Below are 13,333 nucleotides of genomic sequence, written 5' to 3'. Positions count from 1 at the left end.
TCAGGCCGCCTTCGGGAAAAAGATGGCGCGCGCCGGATCGAAACCGTAAACCTCTCCAAAGCTCAGGGCGTCGCTGGCAAGCTGGATGACGTTTGCCAGAATGTAATCCACCTTGGCGTCATCCAGCAGAACTGAGAAATTGAGGCGCACGAAGCCCGGCTTTTCCATTTCTTCGCCAGCGAGGATTGCAGCGCGCAGACGGTCTGACTCCTCATCGCTGATATTCAGCAATCGATGCACATAAGGCCCGGCGCAGGCACAGCCGCCGCGCGCCTGAATACCGAAGCGGTCGCTCAACATACGCGTTGCCAGTTGCTGGTGCACATAACCTCCCTGCCCGTCGCGAAGACGGAACGAGAAGATCGGCAGACGGTCCGTGTCCAGATTGCCGAGCAGCTCGATGTTCGGATGCGCCCGCCACGCTGAAAGTGCGCGCTGACGCAATTCCTGCTGCCGCTCCCTCATATAGTCGGCCCCGATAGCCTCCTTCACCATGAAGGCAAGGGCTGCACGGATATCGCCAACCACGTTCGGCGTGCCGGCTTCCTCACGCGCCTCGAGATTCTGGGCGTAGTCGTGCCCATGGGATGACACGAAGCGCACAGTCCCTCCACCAGGCCAGGTCGGCAGATCACGACCGACCGCATCGCGGCGAACGATCATGATACCCGAAGCGCCGGGTCCACCGATGAATTTGTGCGGCGAGACCACGATGGCATCGATTTCGGCCTCAATGGACGGCACCATCCGGATCGGTACATAGGGCCCGGCACCGGCGTAATCCCAGATCATGACTGCGCCGGAGGCTTTGACCATTCGGGTGACTGTCGCGACATCCGTCACGATCCCCGTAACGTTAGAAGCTGCCGAGAAGCTGCAGATCACGCGGTCAAACCGGCTGGACTCCGCCAAGCACTGCGACAGGGCTTCAAGATCGGGACCGCCATCTTCCGCTTCCGGCAACTCGATAATATCAGCACCAGACTCACGCCATGGCAGGATATTGGAGTGATGCTCGTAAGGGCCGAGGATAACCCGCGTGTTTGCCAGATCCGCGCCGAAAAGCTTGACGAGACGGTTAAGCCCAGCCGTAGCCCCAGAGCCCGTGAAGATGACCGCATAACGGGAATCGGCGCCACAGATTTCGCCGATGCGGCTGCGCGCCTCACGGCGCATACGTGTTATGGTGCTCCCGCAAAAGGAAGCCTCGGTATGGCTGTTCGCGTAATACGGAAGCACTTGCTCGAGTACGAACTGCTCAACCTGCATGAGTGCCCGACCGGATGCGACATAATCCGCATAGACAAGCGGTTTGATCCCGAACGGGCCATCCACAACGGCATCGCGCCCGATCAGGCCATTCGCCAGATCCGCAATGATATCCGGTCGCATCAGCGACTGCTCAAACCTGGCTAGTGCGCTGATCGGCTGTTGAACGCCCTGATCCATGATGAAACTCCCCTCGAATCCTGTGAGGTAAAGTTAGCGATTGCAGGACGGTGGTTTCATCATCTATTTTCGCCAAATTCTGCTGGAGCTTGTTTCAAATGACCCAAGAAATCGCGAAAATCGATAGCATTGATCGGCGCATTCTCACATGTTTGCAAATCAATGGAGCTCTTTCGCAGCGAGAGTTGGCTGAGCAAGTTGGCTTGTCCCAAAACGCCTGCGGACGGCGGCTGCAGCGATTGCAGGAAAGCGGCGTCATTACCGGGTCACAGGCGTCAGTCGATCTCCCCGCAGTAGGCCTCGATCTCACCGTCTTCGTCATGATCCGCACGCGTCATCATTCCAAGGATTGGGCAGAGGCATTTCGCAAGCATGTCGACAAATTGCCGGAGGTGGTGGATTTCTATCGCATTGGCGGGGACTGGGATTATCTGCTGAAAGTGGTGACGCGCGGAATGCGCGGCTATGACGCCTTCTATCAGAAGCTCATCACCGACTTCGACTTCTCGACCGTTACCGGCTTCTTCTCGATGGAGGCCATACTCCAGAACCGGCCAACCGACCTGACTAAACTGTGAGAGCCTAAGCTTTCACCGAAATGTGAAATGGCTGTTCATTCGCTCACTCGTGCTGGGCGCAACCTGTGTTACAGTTGCGAATATCCGAATGCTTGTGAAGAGAATGCCATGCTTTCCACACTTGCAGTCCTCTTGAGCCTGACCAGCCTTCATAGCCTCCCCGTTGCAACGCGCGGAAATGAGGTGGATGTCGAACTGGTTCTCGCCGTCGATACATCCCGCTCCATGGACTATGAAGAGGTCAGGATACAGCGTGAAGGCTATGTTGCGGCTCTTCAGCATCCAGACTTCATCAATGCCGTGAAAATGGGGCTGATCGGCAAGATCGCCATCACCTATTATGAATGGGCGGGCGAAGTGGACCCGTCTTCCGTTCTCGATTGGCAAATCATCGAAACCGGCGCGGATGCAAAAGCTTTCGCAGATAAACTGGCGGCAAGGCCGATTGCCACACAAAGGCGCACATCCATATCCGCTGCTATTACCTTTGGTACATCGACGATCGGTGGAAACCGGTTCGAAGGAATGCGCAAGGTGATCGATGTGTCAGGCGATGGCCCGAACAATATGGGCGGCCCTGTCGAAACTGCACGCGATCAGGCCATAGCGTCCGGCATCATTATCAATGGCTTGGCGCTGGTATTGCGTCCTTCGGGCACAACGACGGGCCTTGATCGATATTACAAGGATTGCGTCATCGGTGGACCGGGATCCTTCGTCCTGCCGGTTCAAAAGATCGAGGATTTCGAAGTGGCCGTTCGGCGCAAGCTGATCATGGAAGTCAGCGGGCTGCAACCACCGGCCGACGTCTGGAAGATCGCGACAGAACCCAAATCGGACTGTTCTGTCGGCGAAAACCAATGGCGCGAATTTTTTGACCGTTAACAGTTTCCGTACCGATATCTTCACAAAAGTACTTGCAATAGAGACGATGATCTACCTATCTTGTAGATGTTCTCAGGGCGGGGCGAAATTCCCCACCGGCGGTAAAAGGTGCAAACCTCAAGCCCGCGAGCGCCTTCGCTGATGAGGTGAAGGGTCAGCAGATCCGGTGCAACTCCGGAGCCGACGGTATAGTCCGGATGGAAGAGAGCAAGCAGAGTGCGCTCGGGCCGCCGTGGCCTGCGCGTGTGAATGCCTGTTCGCCCAAGGGCAGTTTTCGCGTGTTCCCGAAAGGATACGCAAAGAACGCAGCCAGAAATGGCTTAACCCTTGAAAGGCAAGTTGAAATGAGTTTTTCCAGTATTGAAGAAGCGGTCGCCGCAATCGAAAGCGGCAAGATGATCATCGTGGTCGACGATCATAGCCGCGAGAATGAAGGCGACATCATCGTCGCTGCTGATTCCACCACCTCCGAACACATTGCTTTCATGATGAACAAGGCGCGCGGCCTCGTCTGCATCGCAATGGAGGGTGAGCGTATCGATCAACTCGAACTGCCGTTGATGGTGCCCAACAATACAGAGCTGCACAAAACGGCGTTCACCGTATCGGTAGACTACCTGCCGGGAACGACGACGGGCATCTCTGCTGCCGATCGTGCAGCGACTGTACGCGCACTTGTGGATCCCAAATCGAAGCCGGAGGAGTTTGCACGTCCGGGACACATGTTCCCATTGCGCGCCAAGCAGGGTGGTGTACGCGCGCGTCCCGGCCATACAGAGGCGGCCGTCGAGCTGTGCAAGCTGGCAGGTCGTTTTCCGGCCGGTGTCATTTGCGAAGTGGCGAAGGATGACGGCACCATGGCCCGCCTTCCCGACCTGCAGATCTTCGCGAAAGAACATGGTCTGCCGCTGATCGCGATCGAGGATCTGATCACCTACCTGAACGACAGAGACGCGGCGAAGGCCAGGACATCCGTCGCGGCCTGAAGTAGAAGGATCTGACCACCCAGTTCGGTGGTCAGATCCAATCCCTATCCAACAGGAAAACGAAGCTCGACAGTCGTGCCCTCGTTCAGCGTCGAGGCTATGTTTGCTTCGCCGCCGCTCTGGCGAACGAAACCGTATACGACGGCAAGCCCCAGTCCCGCCCCGCCATCGCTGCCCCGTGTGGTGAAATAGGGCTCGAATGCCCGGTCGATCGCTTCTGCACTCATTCCAAGCCCGGTATCCTGAACCGATACGACCAGTGTCGATGCATGCACCTGAGCACGTACGGTGATCTCTCCGCCATCAGGCATCGCAGCCGCCGAATTAAGGCACAGGTTGAGAATCGATTGCTCGAAGAGCGCGGCGTCGAGCGCGACAGGAGGAAGCGGCTCTTCAAGCTGCAACGAAACGCGGCTGCGGCTGCCGACGGCAATTTCCAGCACGTCCATCATGCCTTTCAGCACCGCGCCGATATCGATCAGGACCGGGTTGATCGGCTGCTGGCTACCGATCGACAACATGCTGCTGGCAAGCGAGCTGCCGCGATCGGCGGCTTTGCGGATACGGTTGATATGCCGTCTCTGGCGCTCGTTGAAGCCGGCTTCACGCTCCAGCAGGCCCAGGCTGCCCGTTATGATGCCGATCATGTTGCCGACTTCATGGCTCAACTGGTGGGTCATGCGCATGAAGCCATCCAGTCGCTGCGCCTTGGCGGCTTCCGTCTCCTGACGGTCGAGTGCGGTGACATCGCGAGCCAGCAGCACGATACCGCCATCCGGCTGGCGCGATAGCGCAACTTCGATCACCCGCTGGTCAGGCGTTCGCTGGCGGACCACGAAACGCTCGATCAACGCGCCGGGGTCGCCCTGTGTCGGCAGAAGAGCGGGATCGATTTCCGGAATCGTCTCGACAAAACGACGCAGAGAGAACTTGCGTGAGGAACCGGTGCGACCGACAAGTTCGATGACCCGTCGGTTCATTGTAATCGGGCGACCCGTCGCGTCGAAAAGCGCGATCCCCTCATTCATGGTACGGAACGTAGAGCGAATGGTACGGGCAGCCGCCTCTGCCGTGCGGCGCAAGCGCGTCACCCGATCGACGCTCTCCTTGAAGGCGCGGAAAGCGTCAGACAGGTGTACCAGTTCCGTTTCGCTGCCCGCATAGACAGGAAGGCCGACATTGTGCTCGCCTTTGGCCAGCGCATTCATGCCGTTCGACAAGGCAACAATCCCGCGCGATACCCGCATCACCGAGCGGATTGAAATCGTCGCCAGTACCAGCACCAGCAGCGAAGCGAGCGCGACCATGATCAGCAGGCGACTGAGCGCGTTGGATGCGGAGGTGAGCCCTTCATTCAACCCTCTCGCCACCGCTTCCGTCTGCATCTCGGTTGCATGCGACAAGTCGCGGGAGACGGAATGGAGCCGTGCCACAGCGCCCCGGATCGAAAACATTTCCAGGAGATATTCTGTTTGTGCCTGAAAAACCCGCTCGTAGGGTTGAAGCTCTGCCAGCGGCAGGCTGGGACCCGCATCGACCAGACTTTTGAAAAGCGCGGTTTCCGAGACGTAGCGGCGCTTCAACTCACCAAGCTGGAACAGGCTGTCGGAATTGGAAGCCGATTGTACAATGGTGTTCAGCCGCCGCCGCAATTCGAGATCGGCAATATTGCGGCCTGTCGCAATCTCGCCGAGAGCTGCCGCCGCATCAGCCTTGCGCGCCTGCGCGGCCTCTGCATCCGCTGCCAGCGCCAGCGTCTGGGTACGGATCTCCTGCAACAGGTCCCGAATATGCCGATTGGAGAACCCCCGGATAAAATCGTCATCCTTCTGCGGCTCCATGGCCAGCAACAAGCCATCCACTTGCGCCACAACGGCCCGGCTTTCGCTGGAAACCCGATAGGGGGACGTCGCATTCATGAGGAACGGAGCGCTCGAGACCAGGTCGGAAACCTGACGGGATACGAGTGAGGCTCTGGCAAGGCTCGAAAAGGCCTGCAGACTGTAGGTCGCCATTTCGGTACGCGCCTTTTGCAGGCCGTAGATAGCGACCGCCGAAAGCACCACCACCGAGGCGCAGATGAAGGCGATGGCAAAGGGCAGACGAAAGGCGATCGAGGATAGGAAGGGCCGGTTAATCAAGGTGCCAACTCACCGTCATCGGTGTGCAGAACATATCCCTTTCCGCGCCGTGTCTTGATGTGGAGCGGCAGATCGGGATTGCGCTCGATCTTTCGCCGCAGCCGCAGCACGAGCACATCCACGTTACGGTCAATGAAGCGGTCCGTCTCGGCGCCTAGCCGATCAAGGATGTGCGAGCGGCTGACCGGGTGATTGGGTGTTTCCGCCAGAATTTCGAGAAGCGCAAATTCTGCGGCGGTCAATGTCTTGCTGCGATCACTCATGCACACGGCCCGCCGCGCGGTCAGATCAATCAGCCAGTCGCCAAGCCTCAGCGACGGATTGCCGTGATCCCGCTCGGCCTCCTTTTCCGCCTTCAGGGACGGGATCGTACGACGCAGCACTGCCTTGATGCGTGCGGTGAGTTCAATCGGCTCGAACGGTTTGACGACATAATCGTCGGCTGCCGTTTCAAGCCCCAGCACGCGATCCGTCGCGCTTCCGGCAGCCGTTACCATCACGATGCCCACGTTCATCTGGGCGCGAACCCGCTGCGCAAAGGCACGGCCGGAGATGCCGGGCAGATTATGATCGACCAGAATGAGATGCACAGGCTCTTGGGTGAGAAGATCCATGGCCACCTCAGCCGAAGCGGCGAGGCGTGGCGCCCAGCCCTCCGCCTCCACGAGATCGGAGATAAGCTCTGCCATATCCGGATCGTCCTCGACGATCAGAATTCTTACCTTCTGATTCAGCACTCTGTAGTCCTCCCCATCATGATATTAGGGGGGTTACCGAAAATGATCAAAGGCTGGCTGATGACCGGCAATGTCAATTTTGTAATATTTGTAAGGTTTGACATGCGGTTCGGCACTGCAGTGAAAAATCGGTAACCATTCGAGGGGTTGTGAATTCCGTCTCCTGTGCGATGTTCAGAGCCTAAGGAACGGGGAGGTTCCGGCGGGGAGGAATTTGTGTTTAGGTTGGGTGCTATTGCGCTGGGGCTGGTGACGACACTGGCTTTCGGCTCGCAAGCAAGATCAGAGCCGCTCAACATCCTTTGCGGGGTGGATGAGGCCTGGTGCGTGACCATGAAGCGGGCTTTCGAGCGCCATAGCGGCCTGACCGTTTCCATGCAACGCAAGAGCACCGGTGAAATCCTGGATCAGATCCGCCTGGAGAAAAACAATCCGAGCGTCGATGTCTGGTGGGGCGGCACGGGTGATACGCATTTGCAGGCCGCATCCGAAAACCTGCTGGAAGCCTACACCTCGAAACACGAAACCGATGTGCTTCCCTGGGCGCAGAACTTCTTCGATATGTCCGGAGGACGCGCAGCCGGAATCTATGCCGGTGCCCTGGGCTTTGCCTATAATTCGGAGCTTCTCAAGAAAGCCAATCTTGCAGCGCCCAACTGCTGGAAAGACCTGATCAGCGAAGCCTATCGCGGCAAGATACAGTCCGGTAATCCGAATTCGTCCGGAACCGCCTTCACGACGCTTGCAACGCTGATCCAGCTCTTCGGCGAAGACGAAGCCTTCACCTACATGAAGGCGCTGGACCGCAACATCGCGGACTATACAAAGGCAGGATCTGCGCCGGTCAAGGCAGCCGCCCGGGGAGAAACGCTGATCGGCATATCCTTCATGCACGATGCCGTAACCCAGAAGGAAGCGGGTGCGCCACTCGTGATTGTCGCCCCTTGCGAAGGGACAGGCTACGAGATCGGCGCAGTCAGTATCGTGCTGGGCACGAAGAACCGCGATCTGGCAAGGCGCTTCGTCGATTTCGCTTTAAGTCCGGAGGGACAGGCAACCGGCGCGCAGGCAGACCAGAACCAGGTGCCTTCGAATTCAAAAGCATCGCTTCCGCCCGGTGCGCCAGATATCTCGTTGATCAAGATGGTGGATTACGATTTCGCCACCTTTGGTTCCCCGGAAGAGAGAAGCAGGCTGCTTGCCCGCTTCGATACGGAGATCCATCCGCCCACCCAGTAACCTTGCAAGGCTTTTCCATCACCTCGGCAGCTCCCATCAGCCAGCCGACCGGCGAAGCCTTGCCTGGAGTTTTCGACCAGACGCTTAAAACAGGAGGAGACCTTATGCGCCTGACACTTCTTTCCACCCTGCTCTTTGCAGGCACGGCACTGAGTGCCATTCCCGCCCACGCAGCGGGCGAACTGAACCTGATCTGCGCCGCCGACGTCGTTATCTGCGAGCAGATGAAGGGCGACTTCGAAAAGGCGCACGACATCAAGGTCAACATGGTGCGCATGTCATCCGGCGAAGCCTATGCCAAGATCCGCGCTGAAGCCCGCAACCCAAAGACCGACCTTTGGTGGGCAGGCACCGGAGACCCCCATCTCCAGGCAGCGTCTGAAAACCTGACCCAGGAATACAAGTCGCCAATGCTCGATCAGTTGACGGACTGGGCAAAGAGCCAGGCCGAGAGCGCGAACTACAAGACGGTCGGCGTTTACGCCGGTGCTCTGGGCTGGGGTTACAACACGGAAATCTTCAAGACAAAGGGCTACAAGGAGCCGAAGTGCTGGGCAGATCTTCTGGCCACGGAATTGAAGGGCGAAATCCAGATCGCCAACCCCAATTCGTCCGGCACCGCTTACACAGCGCTTGCCTCTCTCGTGCAGATCATGGGTGAAGACAAGGCCTTTGAGTATCTGAAGAAGCTGAACACCAACATCTCGCAGTACACCAAGTCCGGCTCTGCGCCGGTCAAGGCGGCGGCACGCGGTGAAACGGCGCTTGGCATCGTCTTCATGCATGATGCGGTTGCACAGACTGCAGAAGGGTTCCCGGTCAAGTCCATCGCGCCCTGTGAAGGAACTGGTTACGAAATTGGCTCCATGTCGATCGTCAAGGGCGCCAAGAACATGGATAACGCCAAGATCTGGTATGACTGGTCTTTGAAGCCGGAAGTGCAGTCGCGCATGAAGGATGCGAAGTCGTTCCAGCTGCCATCCAACAAGAAGGCCGAGATCCCGAAGGAAGCCCCGCGCTTCGAGGACATCAAGCTGATCAATTACGACTTCAAGACCTATGGCGAGCCTGCCAAGCGCAAGGCGCTGCTGGAGCGGTGGGACAAGGAAGTCGGCGCGGTTGCCAACTGATCCGATGAGATAAGGCCGGCGGCGTGCGAACCTGCACGTCGCCTCCTCTTCTTTCCCAAAAAGACATTCTAGAACACGAGGTTGACCATGAGACATGGCAATCGCAGGCTGGATATTGTTCTGGCTCTGGGGGCGGCGGCGCTGACGCTTGTCCCATGGTACCGCATCGATGGCGGCTTCTTCGGCCTTAGCTGGCTTTCCTCCTTCCCCATGTCGAAGGGCAGTGCGCCGGGCCTGCTGCAGATCGCCTCCTTCGGGCGCATCTGGATTCTGGGCGCCGTTGTGTTCCTGGCGATTGCTGCCTTTGCGCGCACGATCAAGGATCCGGCCAAACGAGGCGCAGTGCTGGTCGCGGCGGGTAGCCTCGGACTTGCCTTTTTGACCTTGCAGGGGTTGGCGATCGGCTTTTCCGGCTTCACATGGTCGATCAGCGAGCGATTGTTCGGAACACTTGCCGATGGGCAACCTTCCATGGGGGCAGGCGCCGTTCTGCTGGCATTCGTCTTTGTCCTGACGCTGTCTTTCGGTCTGGCGGAACGTGGCTTCATGAAGGGCGATGCCTTCATCGTCTCGTGTATCACCTCGCTCATCTTCCTTGTCGGTGTCTTCGTTTTCTATCCCATCGGCAGCATGATGGTGGCTGCGCTTCAGGATTTTGATGGCTCGTTCAATCCTGACGGCTTCATCAAGAATATGCGCGACCCCGGCATCTGGAGCCTCGAATGCCTTGTGGGCGGTTCACGCTGCGGCGTTGCCTGGCGCACATTGTTCCTGGCAATCATGACGGCGACCGGCTCGACCATTCTTGGCCTTGCCTTTGCTCTGGTTGCGACGCGCACGCGCTTTCCGTTCAAGAAGGGTCTGCGGCTGCTGACCGTTCTGCCGATCATCACGCCACCCTTCGTCATCGGACTTGCATTGACGCTGCTCTTCGGTCGCGCCGGTGTCGTGACGGAAACCCTGTCGCACTGGTTCGGCATAGAACCGGGTCGCTGGCTCTACGGCATGACCGGCATCTGGATCGCGCAGGTGCTCTCCTTCACCCCCATTTCCTTTCTCGTGCTGATCGGCGTTGTAGAAGGCGTCAGTCCCTCCATGGAAGAAGCCTCGCAGACGCTTCGCGCAGATCGCTGGCGCACGTTCTGGAAGGTATCGCTGCCGCTGATGAAACCCGGCCTCGCCAATGCCTTCCTCATCGGTTTCATTGAAAGCATGGCCGATTTCGGCAACCCGCTGGTGCTTGGCGGAAGTCACGGCGTTCTCTCGACGGAAATCTTTTTCGCCGTCGTCGGTTCGCAGAATGACCCGTCCCGTGCAGCCGTGCTCGCCGTCGTGCTGCTCTGCTTCACGCTCAGCGCCTTCCTGGCACAGCGCTTCTGGTTGGCTGGCAAGAACTTTGCGACCGTCACCGGCAAAGGCGACAGCGGTGCGCATATCGCGCTTCCCCGCTCCCTCTCCATCGGGGTTCATGCCATCGTCATTCCATGGATGATCTTCACCGTTGTCGTCTACGGCATGATCCTCGTCGGCGGCTTCGTGAAAACCTGGGGCCTCGATAACACGCTGACGCTCGATCACTACATCCGCGCCTTCTCCGTCGGCATCAACAACGGCCAGATCGCATGGACCGGCGTGGCCTGGAATTCCTTCTGGACGACGATGGAAATTGCCCTGATCTCGGCACCGCTGACGGCCGCCGTTGGCCTGCTGACCGCCTACATCATCGTCCGCCAGAAATTTGCAGGTCGCAACCTGTTCGAATTTGCCCTGATGATGAGCTTTGCCATTCCCGGCACGGTTATCGGCGTCAGCTACATCATGGCCTTCAACCTGCCGCCGCTGGAAATGACAGGTTCCGCCCTCATTCTCATCGCCTGCTTCGTGTTCCGAAACATGCCGGTTGGCGTGCGCGGCGGCATCGCAGCCATGAGCCAGCTGGACAAGAGCCTGGACGAGGCATCGCTCACGCTCCGCGCCGACAGCTTCCGCACCATCCGCAAGGTGGTTCTGCCGCTGCTTCGTCCGGCAATCACCGCAGCGCTGGTCTATTCCTTCGTGCGGGCGATCACCTCCATCAGCGCCGTCATCTTCCTCGTCAGCGCGCAATACAACATGGCGACGTCCTATATCGTCGGGCTGGTCGAAAATGGCGAATACGGCGTGGCAATTGCTTACTCGTCCATGCTCATCGTGGTCATGATCACCGTGATCGCAGGCTTCCAGCTTCTGGTAGGCGAACGCCGTCTGCGCCGCGAAAATCGTGTAGCAGGACAGCAAAAGGCACAAACTCTTCCTCTCGGTCAGGAGAAAACCGCATGATCAACGTCAAAGCCGGTTCAGTCGTTTTCGAACACGTCCGCAAAACCTTCGGCTCATTCACGGCCATCCCCGATCTGTCGATCACCATCGAACCGGGTACACTGGTCACACTTCTGGGGCCATCCGGCTGCGGCAAGACCACCACGCTGCGCATGTTGGCAGGGCTGGAACACCCGACCTCCGGTCGCATACTGATTGGTGGCAAGGATGTCACCATGCTGCCCGCCAATGAACGTGATGTTTCCATGGTCTTTCAGTCCTACGCGCTCTTCCCGCATATGAGCGCGGTGGAGAATGTCGCCTACGGTCTTCTCTCCTCAGGCCTCAAAAAGAATGAGGCGAAGGAAAAGGCAGAAGAGGGCCTGAAGCTTGTTGGCCTCGGCGGAATGGGCCATCGTCTGCCGGCAGAGCTTTCCGGTGGCCAGCAGCAGCGCGTGGCGGTTGCCCGCGCGCTGGTGCTGGAGCCGCAGGTTCTGCTGCTTGATGAGCCGCTCTCCAACCTGGATGCACGGCTTCGCCGCCGGGTTCGCACCGAGATCCGGGAGTTGCAGCAGCGTCTCGGTTTCACAGCCGTCTACGTGACCCACGATCAGGACGAGGCACTGGCCGTTTCGGACCGCATTGTGGTGATGAAGGATGGTCAGATCGCACAGTCGGGCGCACCGCGCGAACTCTACGAGACGCCGGCCTCTTCCTTCATCGCCGATTTCATGGGCGAGGCAAATGTCATCCCATGCGAGGTGATTGGTCTCGAGGGCAGCAGCGCAGTGATCCGCGTGGGCAGCATCGAACATCGCGTCCCGACACGCCAGCCCCGCAGCGGCAGTGCCAAACTCGCGGTGCGTCCCGGTGCAATCCAGATTGGTGCGTCGGGCGGTACGGGCCTACCCGGTCGCGTTCTGCATTCCGCCTATCTGGGCGGCCATGTGGAATATGAAGTGGAAACGGAAGTCGGCACCTTGTTTATCATCGATCATGATGTGGAGCATAGCCTCGCGGCAGCAAGCGACGTCACACTCGGGTTCAAGAATCGCGGTATCGCGTTGATCGATGCATAAAAGGAATGGAAATGACTGTAATGGATAACGACCTCGAGACACGTTTTTCTTTGGCTAATACGCTTGGGGTCGAAGCAGGCGCAGTGGCCCTCGATTACTTCAACCGTCGCGATACTCTGGTGATTGAGACGAAACGCGATCTGCATGATGTCGTGTCGGTGGCAGACCGCAATGTCGAGAAGCTCATTCGTCAGCGTGTGGCCGATGCCTTCCCGAACGATGGATTTCTGGGCGAGGAAGACGGTCTTGAGGAAGGCACGTCCGGCTATACATGGATCGTCGACCCGATCGACGGCACGGCACCCTTCGTCAACGGCATGCCCACCTGGTGCATTTCGATTGCCGTCGTGAAGGACGAAAAGCCGGTCATCGGCGTCATTTATGTTCCATGCTTGGAGGAGCACTATGCCGCGGCGGCCGGACAGGGCGCTACTCTCAACGGCAAGGTTCTGACTTTGGACCCCAGCCGCAACATGCAGAACGCACTGACGGGCATTGGCAGCAACAACCATGTGACGCCTGAGCGCGTTGGCGAAATCATCACGAATGTTCTCGCACGCGGCGGCAACTTCATTCGCAATGGCTCCGGCGCCCTGATGCTCGCCTATGTCGCATCCGGCAGGCTTGTTGGCTATTATGAGCCTGTCATGCGGGCGTGGGATTGCATGGCAGGCTTCTGCCTTGTGCAGGAAGCGGGCGGACGCGTGTTGCCCTATCCATTATCGGGTGAAAACCTGATGGCCGGTCATCCCGTGCTGGCAAGCAATGCCTCCTGCTATGAGGATCTGCTGGCTGTTCACAACAGCTGAAA

The 13,333-nt window shown here is 58.5% G+C and carries 11 protein-coding genes and 1 riboswitch; of the genes, 8 read left to right on the top strand and 3 right to left on the bottom strand.

From position 1 onward, the window contains the following. Complete coding sequence (locus G6N80_RS05780) at positions 1–1,449, bottom strand: aminotransferase class V-fold PLP-dependent enzyme (protein ID WP_165132017.1); 1,449 nt, start codon at positions 1,447–1,449, stop codon at positions 1–3. A gap of 98 nt (positions 1,450–1,547) precedes the next feature. Here G6N80_RS05780 and G6N80_RS05775 point away from each other — a divergent pair, with 98 nt between their 5' ends. The 3 genes from G6N80_RS05775 (at position 1,548) to ribB (ending at position 3,898) form a co-directional block, all read left to right on the top strand. Further along, on the top strand, positions 1,548–2,027 hold the full coding sequence (locus G6N80_RS05775; protein WP_062557033.1) for an Lrp/AsnC family transcriptional regulator: 480 nt from the start codon (positions 1,548–1,550) through the stop codon (positions 2,025–2,027). Positions 2,028–2,135: 108 nt separating this feature from the next. Next, positions 2,136–2,912: a DUF1194 domain-containing protein gene (locus G6N80_RS05770; protein ID WP_165132014.1), complete on the top strand. Its 777-nt coding sequence runs from the start codon at positions 2,136–2,138 to the stop codon at positions 2,910–2,912. A gap of 64 nt (positions 2,913–2,976) precedes the next feature. Next, a riboswitch (FMN riboswitch) is annotated at positions 2,977–3,125 on the top strand. A 131-nt stretch (positions 3,126–3,256) separates the two neighbouring features. Continuing rightward, positions 3,257–3,898 (top strand): 3,4-dihydroxy-2-butanone-4-phosphate synthase, encoded by a 642-nt coding sequence (gene ribB / locus G6N80_RS05765; protein WP_165132011.1) that lies wholly within the window; start codon positions 3,257–3,259, stop codon positions 3,896–3,898. Positions 3,899–3,942: 44 nt separating this feature from the next. Here the strand turns inward: ribB and G6N80_RS05760 are convergent, their stop codons facing one another. Together G6N80_RS05760 and G6N80_RS05755 are read right to left on the bottom strand one after the other, a co-directional pair. Next, on the bottom strand, positions 3,943–6,039 hold the full coding sequence (locus tag G6N80_RS05760; protein WP_062557036.1) for a two-component system sensor histidine kinase NtrB: 2,097 nt from the start codon (positions 6,037–6,039) through the stop codon (positions 3,943–3,945). Then, entirely contained in the window at positions 6,036–6,776 is a 741-nt protein-coding gene (locus G6N80_RS05755) for a response regulator transcription factor (RefSeq protein WP_165132008.1), read from the bottom strand. The genes G6N80_RS05760 and G6N80_RS05755 overlap by 4 nt, the downstream gene beginning before the upstream one ends. A gap of 333 nt (positions 6,777–7,109) precedes the next feature. Here G6N80_RS05755 and G6N80_RS05750 point away from each other — a divergent pair, with 333 nt between their 5' ends. The 5 genes from G6N80_RS05750 (at position 7,110) to G6N80_RS05730 (ending at position 13,331) form a co-directional block, all read left to right on the top strand. Continuing rightward, positions 7,110–8,015: an ABC transporter substrate-binding protein gene (locus G6N80_RS05750; protein WP_156379364.1), complete on the top strand. Its 906-nt coding sequence runs from the start codon at positions 7,110–7,112 to the stop codon at positions 8,013–8,015. A 104-nt stretch (positions 8,016–8,119) separates the two neighbouring features. Continuing rightward, complete coding sequence (locus G6N80_RS05745) at positions 8,120–9,145, top strand: ABC transporter substrate-binding protein (protein WP_062557181.1); 1,026 nt, start codon at positions 8,120–8,122, stop codon at positions 9,143–9,145. Positions 9,146–9,232: 87 nt separating this feature from the next. Beyond that, a complete protein-coding gene (locus tag G6N80_RS05740) occupies positions 9,233–11,464 on the top strand; it encodes an ABC transporter permease (RefSeq protein WP_165132005.1) in 2,232 nt (743 codons plus the stop codon). Continuing rightward, positions 11,461–12,522 (top strand): ABC transporter ATP-binding protein, encoded by a 1,062-nt coding sequence (locus tag G6N80_RS05735; protein WP_062557040.1) that lies wholly within the window; start codon positions 11,461–11,463, stop codon positions 12,520–12,522. Before G6N80_RS05740 ends, G6N80_RS05735 begins: the two co-directional genes overlap by 4 nt. An 11-nt stretch (positions 12,523–12,533) precedes the next feature. Beyond that, the gene (locus tag G6N80_RS05730) at positions 12,534–13,331 is read left to right on the top strand and encodes an inositol monophosphatase family protein (protein WP_062557182.1); all 798 of its coding nucleotides are present in this window, start codon (positions 12,534–12,536) and stop codon (positions 13,329–13,331) included. Positions 13,332–13,333: the final 2 nt, after the last annotated feature.

The sequence above is a fragment of the Rhizobium rhizoryzae genome (genome assembly GCF_011046895.1).
GTDB lineage: Bacteria > Pseudomonadota > Alphaproteobacteria > Rhizobiales > Rhizobiaceae > Neorhizobium > Neorhizobium rhizoryzae.
This window is presented reverse-complemented; position numbering and strand designations above follow the sequence as displayed.

What these genes read in the sequence shown, in the direction of transcription:
- G6N80_RS05780 (WP_165132017.1), bottom strand. Translation starts at nt 1,449, where the DNA reads ATGGATCAGGGCGTTCAACAGCCGATCAGCGCACTAGCCAGGTTTGAG.
- G6N80_RS05775 (WP_062557033.1), top strand. Translation starts at nt 1,548, where the DNA reads ATGACCCAAGAAATCGCGAAAATCGATAGCATTGATCGGCGCATTCTC.
- G6N80_RS05770 (WP_165132014.1), top strand. Translation starts at nt 2,136, where the DNA reads ATGCTTTCCACACTTGCAGTCCTCTTGAGCCTGACCAGCCTTCATAGC.
- ribB (WP_165132011.1), top strand. Translation starts at nt 3,257, where the DNA reads ATGAGTTTTTCCAGTATTGAAGAAGCGGTCGCCGCAATCGAAAGCGGC.
- G6N80_RS05750 (WP_156379364.1), top strand. Translation starts at nt 7,110, where the DNA reads ATGAAGCGGGCTTTCGAGCGCCATAGCGGCCTGACCGTTTCCATGCAA.
- G6N80_RS05745 (WP_062557181.1), top strand. Translation starts at nt 8,120, where the DNA reads ATGCGCCTGACACTTCTTTCCACCCTGCTCTTTGCAGGCACGGCACTG.
- G6N80_RS05740 (WP_165132005.1), top strand. Translation starts at nt 9,233, where the DNA reads ATGAGACATGGCAATCGCAGGCTGGATATTGTTCTGGCTCTGGGGGCG.
- G6N80_RS05735 (WP_062557040.1), top strand. Translation starts at nt 11,461, where the DNA reads ATGATCAACGTCAAAGCCGGTTCAGTCGTTTTCGAACACGTCCGCAAA.
- G6N80_RS05730 (WP_062557182.1), top strand. Translation starts at nt 12,534, where the DNA reads ATGACTGTAATGGATAACGACCTCGAGACACGTTTTTCTTTGGCTAAT.